The sequence below is a fragment of the Pseudohongiella sp. O18 genome, from assembly GCF_021729085.1.
Lineage (GTDB): Bacteria > Pseudomonadota > Gammaproteobacteria > Pseudomonadales > Pseudohongiellaceae > Pseudohongiella.
Genome location: NZ_JAJSAR010000001.1, coordinates 322,495 through 337,846 on the forward strand (window position 1 = coordinate 322,495; position 15,352 = coordinate 337,846).

The following is a 15,352-nucleotide window of genomic DNA, read 5'->3' on the forward strand; positions in this document are numbered from 1 at the left end:
TCGGGTACTTGAGCTGGTAGCTTATCCCCGTGGGTCAGCACCCACCACTCGAACGCGACACAAAGACGACTCGTCACTATAAAGGAGACAGGACATGGGAATTGAAGTCGGTGGTCTGCTCGGTTTGATCTGGTTGTGTATCATCATATGGGCAATCATCAAGGTAGCCCAGAGTTCAGCATCGGGCCTGGCGAAGCTGCTGTGGATACTGCTGCTGTTGTTCGTGCCACTCATTGGATTGATTCTGTTTCTGCTGCTTGGACCTCGGCCCAGCAGAGCTGCGCTTTAGAGCCTGCTGCTCCCAGCCAGCAATTTACTGGTTGGGAGCAGCCTTGCTGTTCCTGAACCATGTTCACCATCGGATACGCCACCAAACCCATTGAGCAGTACATTGCCCAGCTGCATCGCTACGGAATCAATGTCGTCGCCGACATTCGCTCGGTTCCCTTCAGCAAAGCGTTTTTTGACTATCACCAGGATGCGCTGCGCGAACATCTGCGCGCCGCAGGGATTCGTTATGTGCATCTGGGGCCGGAGCTGGGACCACGCTCAAAGGACCCGGCGCACTACGATGGCACCGGTCAGGTTCAATTCGACCGCCTGATGCAGTCTGAGCTGTTCCGGCAGGGTGTCCAACGCCTGTCCGACGGTGTCCGCAAGGGCTTTCGTATCGCCATGACCTGCGCCTGCAAGGATCCGGCTATCTGCCACCGAAGCCTGCTGGTTGGCTGGGCGCTGCAGCACCTGGAAGGCCGGAAACTGCAGCACATCCTGCATGAGGGCGAGCTGGAGTCCCAGCTTGAGCTGGAGCAGCGTCTGCTGCGCCTGACCGGCACTGTGCCCGACATGCTGACCGGCGAAAAGGCAGCGCTGCGGCTGGCCTACGAACGCCAGTGCCAGGCCTGCGCTTACCGAAAGCCTGCTACACCCGCGTGAGCTGGTGAGATCCTGCAGCAGTCGTCAGTACTGCACCCGGCTGCACGCTATATTCACGCTCTGTCACTGTCGTAACAAAATGCCAGCTGGCTGTTGCCTGTTCTGGAGTAATACCCACCTCAAGCCAGCCTCGACCATTTGCTTTCATGTACTTCAATTCTGGCGATGCGGCCAGAGTTGCCTGCTCAACCTGCGCATCCGGCAAAGGCAGGAAATTCTCAAACCCTGGCGAGCTGACACTGGGGGTGCCCAGCTCTACAGCCACAGGTGTGCCAGTGTCGTTATGCAGGTCAAAGGCCCATGAGCTATGCGTATCTCCTGCCAGTACGACAACATTGTTGGCATGTTCTTCTATCGCCTGGAAAACACGTTCGCGATTGGCCGGGTAGCCGTCCCAGGCATCCAGATTGAACGGCAGCCCCATCTGGCTGCGGGCCCGCAGCATGCCGTATCGACCGTTGATCAGCGCATCGCGACTATCCAGCGGCAGCTCACTGTCAGCAAACTGAGGCACGAATAATTTGCCCATCAGCAGCTGCTGCCCCAGCACCTGCCAGGGAATTCCAGCCTCAGCGGAACGCCTCAGCTCATTCTCCAGCCACTGCTCCTGCTCAATTCCCATAATCGTGCGGCTGTCATCGCTCAGCTGGCTGCGCAGTACATCAATCGACATCTCATGGGTCAACTGCTCATCACGCCCGACCAGGCGGGTGTCAAGCATGATCAGTGAGGCCAGATCACCAAAGTCGAAACTTCGGTAGATGATGCCCCGTTCAAGTGAGCCTTGCTCGCGGATCGGCATCCATTCATAAAATGCCTGTATAGCCGCTCGCCGTCTGTCCGCGAACGGACCTTCGCCATCGTTGTGATTTTCGGCACCACTGTGCCAGGTATTATTGGTTATCTCATGGTCATCCCATACGCAGATGAATGGGTGCGCCAGATGCACTGCCTGCAGATCCTCATCCATACGATACAGGCCGTAACGTGTGCGGTAATCCTCAAGACTGACGATCTCGTGTTCAGGTTGAACATTGCGTCCCTTCTCCAGCATTTCGGGGTTGGCGTAACCGCCCTCGGCATATTCGTAAATGTAGTCGCCCAGATGCAGCACGGCGTCATACTGGCGATTTGCTACCTCGCGATAGACATTGAAGTAGCCCTGCGGATAGTTGGAGCAGGACAGCACCGCCAGACTTATCCGCTCAACGCCAGTGGCTGCCAGGGTGCGCGTGCGGCCGACCGGGCTGAACACCCCACCTGCGGTAAATCGATAGTAGTAGGACTGACCCGCTGACAGACCATCGGCATCGACCTTGACTGTGTAATCCCGAGTGGCATCAGTTTGCACCTCACCTTCGGAGACAATGTTGGCGAATGCCTCGTCTGTTGCCACCTGCCACTGCACAGACAGGCGCTCTGCTTCGCCGCTGCCGGGCAGCACGCGCGTCCACAGAATGACGCGATCCTGCAGTGGATCGCCACTGGCAACACCATGCGTAAAATGTGCTGCCGCCGCTGCGCTTACCGGGAATCCACGCAGCGCCAGCACACCCAGCGTGGCAGTTGTGGCCCAGAGAAAATGGCGGCGATTGAATCGAATGGGGGTGCTCATGACAAGTCTCCTGATCTCAAGGCAATAAGCAGAGACCTGTCAATCTATTAGCGTCGCGCGACAGCTTTATGACAGCCATCGCGCGAGCGTTGATCTTCCTATTCGGTGGTGGCCGCGTTGATGGTGTGTCCAAAGAACACAGCATTCATGAACAGCCGGGTTGTGCCGTACCAGAAGGCACGGAAGTTAGGATTGTCGGTCATCGCAATGACGCGACCACTGCCGTGTCGACTGACTACAACGGCTGCGGTTCCCGCAATCTTCTCAAGATTCTGCTCGGAGATATAACCGCTGGACAGAGGATCATCTGTGTAGACCAGCGGTGTTGCATAGGGATTGTCAGCCACCGCCATGAACTGGGCGTTGTCACGGAACAGCTTGATGCCGGAATGATTGTAGCCGTAACCAAGCGGATGGGTCAGATCCAGTTCCGCATTGAATATGCTGCCACTGATCAATTGCTCACCGCTGACCTGCTCTTGCGATGCGTACGGTCGACGACCGGCGTCCTCATCTTCCGGCTCCAGCAGCGTTATGTTGGCGATTTCCTCGCGCGCGGCCCAGCTCAATGCGGTTTTGTAAACGATCAGGGTTCCACCCGCAGACACCCACTCCTTGATTTTATCCGTTGGCAGGGAGTTGTAATTGCCGCTTGGCAGGACCAGCACATTGTAGCGATCAAGATCTGCATCGCGAATGGTTGGCAGAGTCAGCAGTGAGACCGGAATCTGATGCTTCTGGTCAAACACATGCCAGGCTTCGCCTGCCTCGGATGAGCGCACACCGTCGCCGACAGCAATCGCAACCTCGGGCTTGCGCAGAGCCATGTGGGTGCGGCTGCCAAGATCGACACCATCTACACTCAGGCCACCGTTGAGCACCGAGACGTCAATGCCATCCTGCTCGGCAATCGTCTGCATCAAGTCACGAATTGCGGCACCATCCACGTCCTGAGGCCCAGCAGCGACCAGAATGGTGCCATAGTCAAAGCGTCGCTGACCGTTCTGCGTTTGTGCTGTGAAAGGCTCGCTGGCAACTCTTGCCCGAACGCCGGCGTCGAGCAGTCGGAACGCGGCCCGTGGCGCATAGAATTCGTCCCACTCGAACGCGTACAGATAGGCATCGGCTGCGCTTTCCAGCATTCCGCGCGGTGGCGACTCCACTTCGACGGCCGCACCCAACAGCTGTTCGCCGAACTGTCGACCTGACAGTGTCGCAACAGGGGTGTTGAATGCAGACGGAAATGTCCAGGTGGAGATGTCGTAGAAAAGGTTGTCTGGGAATTCAGTGCGATACTCAAATACCGACTCGATCAGCCGGAACTGATCCTGCGCCAGTGGCACAACGTATGCGCCGCCTGCCTCGAACCTCTGGTCACCGGTCTCTACATCACTGGCCAGCGTGTATACATCTATCTGATGCCGACGCAGTATCTCGGCCATTCGATAGGCAGAAGCACGGTCACGGGCATCACCGAATACATAGGCACGTACCTCAGCATCTGCCGCCAGTTCACGCGATTCTTCGTAGAAAGCCCGCTGATAGCTCAGCAGCTCTTCGCGCAGGCTTACCGCGCCTTCGAGGGTCGACAGTGAGGCCAGAAACTGGTTCTGGATAGTGAACGGAAAGCGCAGGATACCGTTCTCTGTCTCCCGGGCATGTCCGCGAGAACTCGCCTGCTCAAACAGAATGCCAACACCGCCGGTCACATCCGGATAAGTGGAACCTTTACCGTAATAGAAGTCATCAAAACTTTCGCGAGTGTAGAACAGCCGCTTGTCGGCTTCCAGAATATCGGCATGGAACTCCGCAATCTGGCCGGTAAGCTCCTGATTGCGCTGCGGCGTGATCGGATGAGTTCGCGAGGGGATACCAGGCTGAAAGAAGAATGTTGCGTCCGACCCCATCTCATGGTGATCAGTCAACACGTTCGGGCGCCAGCGATAATAACTCTGCAGTCTGGCGATACTTTCTGGATGCTGCAGTGGCAACCAGTCGCGATTGAGGTCGAACCAGTAATGGTTGGTACGCCCACCTGGCCATGGCTCATTCTGTTCAAGATTCTCGGGATCGGTGCTGAGTTGTATGCCACGACGGCTGTTGACCCAGTTGGCAAACCGGTCCATGCCATCCGGGTTGAATGCAGGGTCTACCAGAATCACGGCTTCGTTCAGCTGACGCTCGATTTCCGTACCCTGAGCTGCCGCCAGATGGTACACATAAAGCAGCGCTGCATTGACGCCGCTGGGTTCGTTACCATGCACGCTGTAACCCTGGTACAAAACAACCGGCATATCGCTGATATCGTTGTCACTGTCAGCCTGAGTGAGTGCCAGGTGGTTGCGACGTATCGACTCGATATTGGCATGATTCTCGGGCGAGGTAATTGTCAGCAACAGCAGTTCACGGTTTTCGTAGCTGCGCCCGGTTCGTTCGATCGTAACCCGGTCAGAAGCCTGTGCGACAGCGTCCATATATCGAACGACCTGATCATGACGCACGTGCCACTCGCCTGGCACCATGCCCAGCACCTGCTCCGGCGTCGGTATGTCCGGATCGTAGCTGACACCTTCCGGCAGGTAGTAATCCATTTCTGCCCGGGCATCGGCAGGATTCTGAGCCTGGGCTGCTGCGGCAACACTCAGTAGCAAAAATACATATTTAGCAATTGCGTAAGCAGGTTTCATAACAGATATCCTACGGGTTACAAATTGTCTTTTAATAGATTCTGGTACACCATGTTCGTCAGGTACAGTTTTTCTTTTTGTCTGAGGTCAACAAACTGCACCCCATAGGCTGTGTCAGCCTCGCCCGCATTGATCGCTTTGACTCTTGCTTGGATCTTCATAAGAACATCCATGCCAGAAGGATTGATGCGAAAGGCAATTTTGATTTCATCCTCCAGCACCATGGCATCCTGACGGCAAATCAGTCTGGCCCCTCCACTACTCAGATCGACGATACGAGCCGAATGTTTACCCGCATTAGTCTCGATAGTCGCCACTATGTCAACAGCGACTCGGGCCGACTCCCTTATGCGCATTGACTGAACGGATTCCGGATACGCCAGATGCAGGTATGCGAACGGGGACAGATTGGATTTCAGGATCTGGCTTCTGTAAGCCACAGCATCACGCCCGATAAAGCAGCGAACCAGAACCTGCTGGCCTTCCCTGAAAAAAAGCAGTTTGCCGTTACTTTTTGGGGTTGCAGCCATAACACTCAGTGGCGCATGAATACCTATGACTTTAGCTTGATAACGCTCCGGCTTACCCACCCCGAGTGTCTGTATCTGAATCATGTCCCCGGGCGACAGTTTAAAACTGTCCAGCATTGACTCATTTGCTTCCCTGTCTGACGACGGACTTTCAGTAGCCGCGTTGTTAGCACCTGAATTCTCTGATTTATTTTCCAGCGCCATTTTTTATCGTTCGTCCATCATTGTTGTTATTCTCTATTTAAGACTGCGATTTTATTTACCGCTTGTCAATTCATCGTGTGACATCAAACATCTGGTTTACTGCTCTTTTCGGGCATCACGAATAATGTCATAGGCATTGGTAATATCGCGTGCTTTGCGCTCAGCCATTTCGCGCATATTGTCGGGCAGGCCCTGGCTGGCCAGCTTGTCAGGATGATTCTCGTTCATGAGCTTGCGATAGGCACGTTTCACTTCGGCGTCACTGGCCGATTCGGGCACACCAAGAACCTGGTAGGCATCTGCCAGTTTCTGGCGCGTCGATACACCGCCACTGCCAGCCTGCCCCATACGCAGCATGGACTCCAGTTGAGCAACCTGAGACTCGGGCAGGCCCAGCCCGCGAGCAATACGCAGCAACATTTGATGCTCTGCCGGATGTACCTGGCCATCTGCAGCGACGGCACTGATCTGCACCTGCAGAAACATGCGCAGCAATGCTGGGTGTCCCCTGCTAATCTGACGGAACTGGCGCAGCTCGCCATCCAGGTCGAACTCGCTCTGTTTGCCGCGATTGAACGCCTTAATCGCTGACTGGCGCTGGTCGGCATTCATGCGCAGCTGACCAAACATGGTCTCTGCAGCTTTGACCTCGTTCTGCGTAACAACACCGTCTGCTTTGCACAGCGCGCCCATTACCGCAAACATGGAGTCAAGGTACGCAGACTGTACCTGAATCAGTTTGGGCCCGGCACTTTGTTGCAGCCAGGCACGCACCAGCAGCGCGATGACAGCACCAAACACAAAACCTGCCGGGCCACCGAACAGCAATCCCACAAATCCACCTATCAACACGCTGGTCAGCATGGTCTCTCCACCTTGTTTAGTTGTGCGCGCCGTTCATCCAGCCAGAGCCGGCCTACTGGCGCAAATCCTCTTTCCACACGGCCATTGACAACATCGAAAAGGTCGCCGTTCTGCCCCAGTAATGAAAATGGGACGCCTGATGCCTGTGCGATATCAGCATTGCATTTCATATGCCACCGTTCACCATGAACGGGAATGGCGATGCGTGGCAGCACCCATTGATACATCTGTTTAAGCTCATCAGCATAGGGGTGACCCGAAGCGTGCAAGGCACGATCTGAGTGATCAGCATGGACAACGCGAATCTGTTTGTCAGTCAACGCACGAATCAGACCCTCGACATCACCCTCGTTGCCCGGAATCGTTTTGGCACTGAAGATGACAGTATCTCCAGATGTCAGCTCAAGATCCGGATGATCGCCTGCGGCCAGCCGGTGCAATGCGGCCCTCGGCTCGCCCTGACTGCCCGTGGCCAGCACCAGGACATCGCTGGCTGGCAGATATGCCAGGTCCCGCACATCAACCGGATTGAAATAGGTATCCAGATAACCCGCAGAACGGGCACAGGAAACCATGTTGTGCAGAGAGCGCCCCATCAAGCCAAGGTAACGACCGGCAACGTGCGCTACGTTGCCCATGGTCTGCAAGCGCGCAATATTACTTGCAAAACACGCCACTACTACCCGGCCGGGAGCATCCCTGACAGTTGCCAGCAGGTCCTCGAACAACTCTGCTTCCGAAAGCGAATGTCCCTTCTGCGGGGCGTTGGTTGAGTCGCACACAATGGCATCCACACCCCGGTGAGCCAGTTTAGTAAAATCGCTGCGCTCCAGAGCCGGCCCCACAACAGGAGCAGCATCCAGTTTCCAGTCGGCAGTATGGAGCACCTGTCCAGCCTCGGTGCTGATCAGCAAGGCGCAGGTTTCAGGCGTTGAATGAGTTATGGAGATCCAGCGCACCTGAAACGGACCTATCGATATCTCCTCGCCTGGCAGCACCGTGTACACAGGCGCCTCTATTCCTTTCTCGCGAAGCTTTCTCAGCAATACCTGGCGCGTGAACGGCGTGGTGTAGACAGGACAGCGAAACTGATCCCAAAGGTGGGCGATGGCGCCTATATGGTCTTCGTGAGCGTGGGTGGCAATCAGACCGGCAAGACGCTCAGTGCGATTGCTGATGAACAGGGGGTCGGGCATTTCAACCCGGTTGAGGCCACCAGACTGCTTCTCGAAGGTCACGCCGCAGTCGACCATCAGCCATTGACCGGCATGGCCATAAAGATTGAGGTTCATGCCGATTTCACCACAGCCGCCCAGCGGTAAAAACCAGAAATCGTTTGAGGAGGGTATCATGGAAGCCATGTTACCACTGCTGCCATGACGGGTGTAACTGGCGCCGTGACGAAGCCGCCACGGCGCCAGTTCGGTGCTTTACTGCAGGCGTGCTGCGATACCTTCCAGCGTATCAGCCAGGCCGTCGTAGCGGCGTTGAGTGGCTCCACTGCTGTCATTGGCAGCGCTTGCAAAGCGGGCAGCCAGATTGGTCAACTGCTGCGCAGCATCAGCGCTGTTGTTCCCGGACTGCAGAGCCGAATCAGCCTGGGCCAGAGCGTCATTCAGCGCCGCCGCCAGACCCGCGTCAATCACATTGCTGCGCTGCAGCTGATCGAGGTAGGCACGCGCAACAACCGGCTCAGCAGGCCATTCCAGACGGCTTTGCGTCTGTACGTTGACGATACCGCCGCTGGACAGCAGCGAGGCTGCCGCCAGTTCGTTCTCAGACAGGTAGTCACTGGGGGCCAGCTCGAATACATCCAGGCCTCGCGCAATTTCAGTGCCGTAGATATAACCGTTGTGCCAGTACGCAGACCAGTAACCACCCATTACCAGCTCTTCTTCATCGATTGGACCACGATCGAAGAACGCGATTTCAACTGGGTTGGAGGAGTCGGTAAAGTCCACCACTGAAATGCCACCCTGATACCAGGACTGCGCGAGAATATCGCGGCCCGGCACAGGCACCAGCGAGCCATTGTGCGCTACACAGTTTTCCTGCTCGCTTTGCGGCGCTGGCAGCTTGTAGTAGCTGCGGAACTGCAGCTTGCCATCAACGATATCGTAGATAGCATCGGCACCCCATGTGTCCGGATCCTGCGCACGACAACGGGCACGTGAACCGCCACCCCATTCATCAGTGAAGATCACCTTGGTGCCGTCATTATTGAATGTGGCCGAGTGCCAGTAGGCGAAACCGGTGTCCACCACCTGGTCCAGTCGCTGGGGATTCTCCGGATCAGAGATATCCAGAAGGATGCCATTGCCTGAACAGGCACCTGCTGCCAGGCCCAATTCCGGGTAGGCCGTGATGTCGTGGCAGTGGTTGGTCTCGGCGGTGCGCTGTGTTCCGGGGCCGTGATCGCCACCCTCCCACAGACCGGCGAGCACGCCCGAATTCGGGTCAGAGAAAATGAACGGACTGTTAACAACACGCGCGTCCTGCGGACTGGCCAGTGGCACTTCGATCACATCGATGCGGAAACGTGATGTCTCCGGATTCTCGAAGGGGTTGTCATTCGCACAGCCTTCCAGCTCTTCGCCATCTCGGACGACGCTGGTACCTGAGTTGTAAACCAGAATGCGGCTGTCATCTTCGGGGTCAGGTATCACTGTATGAGTATGCGAGCCGCGACAGGTCTGTACGGCCGCCACCTGACGTGGTCTTGTGATGTCACTGACATCAAAAATTCGCAGACCACGGAAGCGCTCATCACTGATCGTATCGGCGATGCCCTGCAATCCGCAATCCAGTCGACCACGTGTCTGCTCCACTGACATGATCAGCAGGTTTTCAAACAGTGTCACGTCACCCTGACCGCCCGGGCAGACTACTGAAGCCAGCAATTCCGGGGATACCGGATTATCGATATTGTAGATATTGAAGCCGTGATAGTTACCTGCAACCACCTGATTTCCAGAGAACGCCAGGTCAGTATTGGCAAAGTCCAGCAGGCTGGGACGTGGTTCGGCTTCTTCGTCATCATCTTCGGCAGCAACCTGCTGTCCACCAGATGCCAGCGCTCTCACGCGGCTCATTGGCAGGCCGGCCGGATTCTCGGGATCATAGAAACCCTCAGGCTTGGACAGAGCAGCAACCAGATTCATATTCATGGAGGCCTGACCAGCGTCCTGGAAGCCAGCAGCCAGATTGACGCGTGGGTCGGGGGAAAATCCGGCCAGCATTAATTCCATTCGCTCGATCTCGGCGGTCTGATCCGATGTGACCTCGTTGGCGAACTCAAAGAGCACGGAACTTTGTGCCGAGCCCCGCTGGTCCAGAAGGTCTTCCACCATGGCAACCGCACCCTCGTGGTGTTTGATCATGAATTCAAGGAACAGCGAATCAAACTCGGCGCCCTCGGCTGCCTCCAGCCGATCCATTTCTTCCTCGGTTATCATGCCGGGCATCAGACCGGTGTGATTGCGTCCGTGGTGCATGCCGTGGCCACCGTCAGGCAGCTCGGTCGGCTCACCGCGTTCTTCCAGCCAGTCCTGCATCAGGGCAATTTCATCGTCCTGAGACAGGGCGATACGTTCAGCCAGCTGCATGATTGAATCACGTTGCGCACGATCTGGAACCAGGGCAGACATTTCGATGGCCTGCTGGTGGTGCGCAATCATGCCCTGCATGAAGCGCACGTCGGCCTCCACGTACTCCATGGTGGCCAGATTCGTCGCCTCAGCGGCCGTCAGCTCACGGCTGTCCTGGCCAGGCGCTCCTGGCTGGATGATTGGAACCTGCTGCGCAAAGGCAGAAGCGGAAAAGGATGCAATTGCGACCAGCAGTGTGGCTCGTGCGCAGCGCCGAAAGCGAATTGAGCATTCGGCGGACAATGAATTGGACAGTGACATGTTATTCAGCTCCGGGAAAAATTCGGGAATCCCGCCAAGAATAAAACGGTTGGGCGCTGATAACAACGGTTCAGCTCAGTTGTTTGACCATTAACACATGCGGGACTGTGACCTCGGTGAACACGTCACCAAGCGCCTTGTAACCCATGCGTTCGTAGAACCCCTGTGCACTCACTCGTGCGTGCAGACTGGCTTCCAGCATACCTGCGTCACGAATTAACTGTTCTACCTGCTGCATCAGGGCGCGACCCAGGCCCATGCCGCGGCAGATCTCAGCTACCGCCATTTGACGTAGTTTCACGCGTTGTTCACCGAGGGGGACGGCGACCAGGCAGGCAAGCGGACGGTCATTGGTATCCAGAAACGCAAAATGATGCTGCCCCGATTCCTGTTTCAGGTCTTCGTCCCATATTGACAGACCCAGGGGTGCTCGCAGACTCTGGTCACGTAACTCCAGCGTCTGGTAGTAGGCGTCGCTGCCGTAGAGAATATGCTCCAGCTCGAGAGCCTCGACATCAAGCTCGACGGACTGGCCAGTTTGCTCAGTTGTGGTAGTGTGTTTCATATCCCGTGACCATCTCTAGACCGATGGCCGATTTTAACGTAGATTTCAGACATGATAATAAAAATACATCGCTCAGTACTCCTCTCAATTGTGGCCGCTCTCCTGGTTGCCTGCGGCGACAGCCCGGCGCCTGACTCAGCTACGTCCAGTCCAGCCCGGTACGACCTGGTATTGCAAGGCGGCACGCTCTACTCCGGCGCCGATGAGCCTCCCTTCATTGGTGATATCGCAATTAACGGCGACCGCATCGCAGCCGTCGGCAATCTGGGTGAATACCAGGCGACGCAGGCGATAGACGTAACTGGTCTGGCCGTCATGCCTGGCTTTATCGATATTCACAGTCATGCACTGTCGGATCAGCCCGATCAGGGCATCTTTGGCTGGCCTGATGCCGAAAACCTGATTCGCCAGGGCGTCACAACGGTGATTGAAGGCAACGACGGCAGCTCGCCCGTACCTCTCGAACCCAGCTTTGAAGCCATTGCAGCGCTGCCACCGGCCATCAACTTCGGCAGCTTTATCGGCCATGGTTCGATACGAGCGCTGGTCGTTGGCGAAGACGACCGACCACCCACCGAGGAAGAGCTCGAACTGATGCGCGAACAGGTTGCGCTCGGCATGGAACAGGGGGCGTTTGGTCTGTCGTCGGGCCTCATCTACGCACCCGGCCGTTTCGCCGACACCGACGAAGTGGTGGAGCTGGCACGTGTCGCCGGGCAATACAACGGCATGTACATCAGCCACATGCGCGAGGAGGGCCTGGCGCTCCTCGATAGCGTAGCAGAGACAATCCTGATCGGTGAAGAAGCGGGGCTGCCCACACAGCTGACCCACCACAAGGTCGTAGGAGCCCCCATGTGGGGTGCCTCAGCAGACAGTCTGCGACTAGTTGACGAAGCCATTGAGCGCGGCGTCGATGTCTCCATAGACCAGTACCCTTACACAGCGTCGTCCACCAATCTGATGATCCTGTTCCCCGGCTGGGCGCTGGATGGCGGGCGCGAAGCTCTGCTGGCCCGCATGGCCGACCCGTCCCAGCGGCAGCGACTGCGCAATGACATTATCTACAACATAGAGGTAGATCGTGGCGGAGACGACCCGGCTAATGTTGTGCTGGCAGGTTGCCCGCACGACGAAAGCCTCAATGGCATGAATCTTAGTCAGGTTCTGCTTCAACAGGGCCAGGAGGTCAGCAAGGCCAACGCGGCCGAACTGCTGATGGACTTGGTCGCTGCAGGCAACTGCAGCGCCGTATTTCATGCCATGGTTGAGGAGGATGTGCACAATATCATGCGCCATCCACGCACCATGATTGCATCGGACGGCGGTGTGGAAGGACCTTCCAGCCGTGCGGTACATCCCCGCAACTACGGCACCTTTGCGCGACTGATTGGTCATTACGCCCGCGATCTGGAAGTGATTCCCGTGCACACTGCCATTCACAAAGTAACGCAGATGCCTGCGCAGCGCCTGAATATGACAGACCGTGGCATACTGGAACCAGGTGCTGTTGCCGACATTGCCGTGCTCGATATTGCCCGAGTGCGGGAACTGACCACCTTTGCCGATCCCCATCAATATTCGGAGGGCGCGGCCCACGTTCTGGTCGCCGGCGAGCTGGTATTGAATGATGGCGCAATGACTGGTGCACGACCCGGGCGTATCGTCCGGTCATCTGATTACAGATCTGCTGCTCAATAGGGAACAAAAACTCACTACAGACATTAAATGCGACAACACCACCTATGTATAAAGGGCTCTGGTTAACCGCGTTACTGATGATACTGGTCGCTCCCTCCGCACGAGTGAGCGCCCATGGCAGCGTAGTGGATGCTGGCGAGGGCTGTACCATATTCATGGACTTCTACAGCGCGCACTTTACCGTCTTTCAGCCCGAGCGGTCTGGCCATCGTGAATACTGTGAAGATCTGCCGGCAACAGGTGAGAGCGTTTTTGTCATGGAATATCTGCATGACTCGCTGCGCCAGGTACCCGTCGAATTCAGGATTATTCGCAATACCACTGAGCTGGGCCGCTTTGTCAAACTAACGGACGTTCAGGCACTGGGCGACCTTGACGACATCACGGTTTTCTACCAGTCCGTTGGCCCCCAGCCAGATGGCGTATTGACGGTAATGCACAGCTTCCAGGATGCGGGCGATTTCATAGGTGTGGTCTCTGCACCACACCCGCAGCAGGACCGCATGTATCATGCCGTCTTTCCATTCAGTGTGGGCGACCCGGCACTGCCAGTCTGGCTTTGGGTACTGATCGTAACCGGATTATTGCTTCTCGCCTGGCGATACCGAAACACACGGGGAGTTCGCTAATGACCGCCAACAGGATTAGGGATTGGTTGACAGGCCTTGCTCTGGTGCTGGCTGTATCTACGGCACAAGCCGCGACTGTGCAGACACAATCCACACCCAGCGGCCTGCAGATCGAGATGCAGAGCCAGCTGCAGCCGCTGACAATCAATCAGATGCATGACTGGGTCATATCGTTGACCGACACACAGGGCCAGGCTGTCAACAATGCCGATATAACTGTCACTGGGGGCATGCCGACACACGACCATGGCCTTGCCACCACTCCTCGTATAACACAGCAGCTCGGCGACGGGCAGTATTTATTGCAGGGTGTACGCTTTCACATGCCCGGCCTATGGCAACTGGAACTATTGATTCAAATTGAGGAGACCACCTATCGGGCACAAGTCGAGTTGAACTTGTGAACAGGCAGGTACCGTAATGCCCCGGAAATCAAAACTCGTCGGCGTCCTGTTATTATCTGCGCTCACCTATCTGGCCTGGCAGTGGGTGCCTGTGCCATTGCCTTCACATTGGAGTGATGAGCAACGCGCTTTGATCGAATCTCTGGCACTCTCGCAGTTGCCGCCGCTGCCGGATGATACCGGGAATGCAGTTGCTGATGACCCGCTGGCCGCCAGATTCGGCCACCAGCTTTTCTTCGACACCCGTCTCAGTGCCAACAATGAAGTTTCCTGTGCGACCTGTCACATGCCAACAGCCGGGTTCACCGACGGCAGACGCGTTGCCGTTGGTATCAGCGCAACCGAGCGCAATACCATGCCGCTGGCAGGTGCTGCCTACAGCCGCTGGTATTTCTGGGACGGACGCAAGGACAGTCTCTGGTCGCAGGCGCTGGCACCGCTGGAAGATGCACGCGAACACGGTACGACCCGGATGGAAGTGGCACGACTGATCAGCTCCACTGACAGCTATCGTGACAGCTACGAACAGTTATTCGGCGAACTGCCTGCTCTGGAAGACAGTGACCGCTTTCCGTCGCGGGCCTCGCCGCTGGGAGATGAGCAGTCGAAACTGGCCTGGCAGCGGATGGACGAATCTGACCGGCATGAGGTCTCATTGATTTTTGCCAATATTGGCAAAGCGCTGGCCGCCTATCAGCGCAAATTGCTGCCTGGCCCAGCCGCGTTCGATCACTACGTTGCTGACCTGCAGCATAGCAGCAGCGTTACTGACAGTTCAGCCATGTCTCGCGCGCAGCTGGCAGGACTGAAACTGTTCATCGGCAAGGCTCAGTGCATCAACTGTCACAACGGCCCCCTGTTCACAAACAATGACTTTCACAACACCGCTGTGCTGTCTGCACCTGGCGTCCTGCCGGCGGCGGGCCGCTCCGAAGGGCTGAGACTGGCCCGCAGCGACCCGTTCAACTGCACAGGCAAGTTCAGTGACGCAGATGCCAGCGAGTGTATCGAACTGGAGTTTGCACGCGGCGGCGATGACATGATTGGGGCACAGCGAACTGCCAGCCTGCGCAACCTGGCAGACTCGGCACCTTACATGCATGCCGGGCAGATCGCGACACTGGAAGAGGTGATTGATCACTACGTCGCCGCCGACATAGCTGTCATCGGTCACAATGAAGCGAAGCCTCTGAATCTGCGGGCCATTGAAAAGCGTCAATTACGAGCGTTTCTTGATGCGCTGAACGGCGATCTGGCTACAGACGAGCAGTGGCTGAATGCACCTTCCAGGTGACGAACAGCTGCAACG

At 56.7% G+C, this 15,352-nt stretch carries 13 protein-coding genes; 6 read left to right on the top strand and 7 right to left on the bottom strand.

Annotation, left to right across the window (positions count from 1 at the left end):
• The first annotated feature begins 94 nt into the window (after nt 1-94).
• On the top strand, nt 95-289 hold the full coding sequence (locus LVD14_RS01425; protein WP_237132244.1) for a PLDc N-terminal domain-containing protein: 195 nt from the start codon (nt 95-97) through the stop codon (nt 287-289).
• Nucleotides 290-348: 59 nt separating this feature from the next.
• The gene (locus tag LVD14_RS01430; RefSeq protein WP_237132245.1) at nt 349-936 is read left to right on the top strand and encodes a DUF488 family protein; all 588 of its coding nucleotides are present in this window, start codon (nt 349-351) and stop codon (nt 934-936) included.
• Here the strand turns inward: LVD14_RS01430 and LVD14_RS01435 are convergent.
• The 7 genes from LVD14_RS01435 to LVD14_RS01465 form a co-directional block, all read right to left on the bottom strand.
• Nucleotides 923-2,551 carry an alkaline phosphatase D family protein gene (locus LVD14_RS01435; protein ID WP_237132246.1) on the bottom strand — a complete coding sequence of 543 codons (1,629 nt, stop codon included), beginning with the start codon at nt 2,549-2,551 and terminating at the stop codon, nt 923-925. The two genes, LVD14_RS01430 and LVD14_RS01435, sit on opposite strands and share 14 nt — an antisense overlap.
• Nucleotides 2,552-2,649: 98 nt before the next feature.
• Nucleotides 2,650-5,238 (bottom strand): M14 metallopeptidase family protein, encoded by a 2,589-nt coding sequence (locus LVD14_RS01440; RefSeq protein WP_237132247.1) that lies wholly within the window; start codon nt 5,236-5,238, stop codon nt 2,650-2,652.
• 17 nt (nt 5,239-5,255) lie between these two features.
• A complete protein-coding gene (locus tag LVD14_RS01445) occupies nt 5,256-5,972 on the bottom strand; it encodes a flagellar brake protein (RefSeq protein WP_237132248.1) in 717 nt (238 codons plus the stop codon).
• Between the two features lie 96 nt (nt 5,973-6,068).
• The gene (gene djlA, locus LVD14_RS01450; RefSeq protein WP_237132249.1) at nt 6,069-6,836 is read right to left on the bottom strand and encodes a co-chaperone DjlA; all 768 of its coding nucleotides are present in this window, start codon (nt 6,834-6,836) and stop codon (nt 6,069-6,071) included.
• On the bottom strand, nt 6,830-8,197 hold the full coding sequence (locus tag LVD14_RS01455; protein ID WP_317622668.1) for a ribonuclease J: 1,368 nt from the start codon (nt 8,195-8,197) through the stop codon (nt 6,830-6,832). Before LVD14_RS01455 ends, djlA begins: the two co-directional genes overlap by 7 nt.
• A gap of 69 nt (nt 8,198-8,266) precedes the next feature.
• Nucleotides 8,267-10,744, bottom strand: coding sequence for a DUF305 domain-containing protein (locus tag LVD14_RS01460; RefSeq protein ID WP_237132250.1), 2,478 nt, complete (start codon nt 10,742-10,744; stop codon nt 8,267-8,269).
• Nucleotides 10,745-10,814: 70 nt separating this feature from the next.
• Nucleotides 10,815-11,309: a GNAT family N-acetyltransferase gene (locus LVD14_RS01465; protein ID WP_237132251.1), complete on the bottom strand. Its 495-nt coding sequence runs from the start codon at nt 11,307-11,309 to the stop codon at nt 10,815-10,817.
• 51 nt (nt 11,310-11,360) lie between these two features.
• Here LVD14_RS01465 and LVD14_RS01470 point away from each other — a divergent pair, with 51 nt between their 5' ends.
• The 4 genes from LVD14_RS01470 to LVD14_RS01485 are packed head-to-tail and all read left to right on the top strand — an operon-like array spanning nt 11,361 to nt 15,337.
• Nucleotides 11,361-13,010 (top strand): N-acyl-D-amino-acid deacylase family protein, encoded by a 1,650-nt coding sequence (locus LVD14_RS01470; RefSeq protein ID WP_237132252.1) that lies wholly within the window; start codon nt 11,361-11,363, stop codon nt 13,008-13,010.
• A 44-nt stretch (nt 13,011-13,054) separates the two neighbouring features.
• Entirely contained in the window at nt 13,055-13,639 is a 585-nt protein-coding gene (locus LVD14_RS01475) for a hypothetical protein (RefSeq protein WP_237132253.1), read from the top strand.
• Nucleotides 13,639-14,043: a FixH family protein gene (locus LVD14_RS01480; RefSeq protein WP_237132254.1), complete on the top strand. Its 405-nt coding sequence runs from the start codon at nt 13,639-13,641 to the stop codon at nt 14,041-14,043. Before LVD14_RS01475 ends, LVD14_RS01480 begins: the two co-directional genes overlap by 1 nt.
• A 16-nt stretch (nt 14,044-14,059) precedes the next feature.
• Nucleotides 14,060-15,337, top strand: coding sequence for a cytochrome-c peroxidase (locus tag LVD14_RS01485; protein WP_237132255.1), 1,278 nt, complete (start codon nt 14,060-14,062; stop codon nt 15,335-15,337).
• Nucleotides 15,338-15,352 lie beyond the last annotated feature (15 nt).

What these genes read in the sequence shown, in the direction of transcription:
- LVD14_RS01425 (WP_237132244.1), top strand. Translation starts at nt 95, where the DNA reads ATGGGAATTGAAGTCGGTGGTCTGCTCGGTTTGATCTGGTTGTGTATC.
- LVD14_RS01430 (WP_237132245.1), top strand. Translation starts at nt 349, where the DNA reads ATGTTCACCATCGGATACGCCACCAAACCCATTGAGCAGTACATTGCC.
- LVD14_RS01435 (WP_237132246.1), bottom strand. Translation starts at nt 2,551, where the DNA reads ATGAGCACCCCCATTCGATTCAATCGCCGCCATTTTCTCTGGGCCACA.
- LVD14_RS01440 (WP_237132247.1), bottom strand. Translation starts at nt 5,238, where the DNA reads ATGAAACCTGCTTACGCAATTGCTAAATATGTATTTTTGCTACTGAGT.
- LVD14_RS01445 (WP_237132248.1), bottom strand. Translation starts at nt 5,972, where the DNA reads ATGGCGCTGGAAAATAAATCAGAGAATTCAGGTGCTAACAACGCGGCT.
- djlA (WP_237132249.1), bottom strand. Translation starts at nt 6,836, where the DNA reads ATGCTGACCAGCGTGTTGATAGGTGGATTTGTGGGATTGCTGTTCGGT.
- LVD14_RS01455 (WP_317622668.1), bottom strand. Translation starts at nt 8,197, where the DNA reads ATGGCTTCCATGATACCCTCCTCAAACGATTTCTGGTTTTTACCGCTG.
- LVD14_RS01460 (WP_237132250.1), bottom strand. Translation starts at nt 10,744, where the DNA reads ATGTCACTGTCCAATTCATTGTCCGCCGAATGCTCAATTCGCTTTCGG.
- LVD14_RS01465 (WP_237132251.1), bottom strand. Translation starts at nt 11,309, where the DNA reads ATGAAACACACTACCACAACTGAGCAAACTGGCCAGTCCGTCGAGCTT.
- LVD14_RS01470 (WP_237132252.1), top strand. Translation starts at nt 11,361, where the DNA reads ATGATAATAAAAATACATCGCTCAGTACTCCTCTCAATTGTGGCCGCT.
- LVD14_RS01475 (WP_237132253.1), top strand. Translation starts at nt 13,055, where the DNA reads ATGTATAAAGGGCTCTGGTTAACCGCGTTACTGATGATACTGGTCGCT.
- LVD14_RS01480 (WP_237132254.1), top strand. Translation starts at nt 13,639, where the DNA reads ATGACCGCCAACAGGATTAGGGATTGGTTGACAGGCCTTGCTCTGGTG.
- LVD14_RS01485 (WP_237132255.1), top strand. Translation starts at nt 14,060, where the DNA reads ATGCCCCGGAAATCAAAACTCGTCGGCGTCCTGTTATTATCTGCGCTC.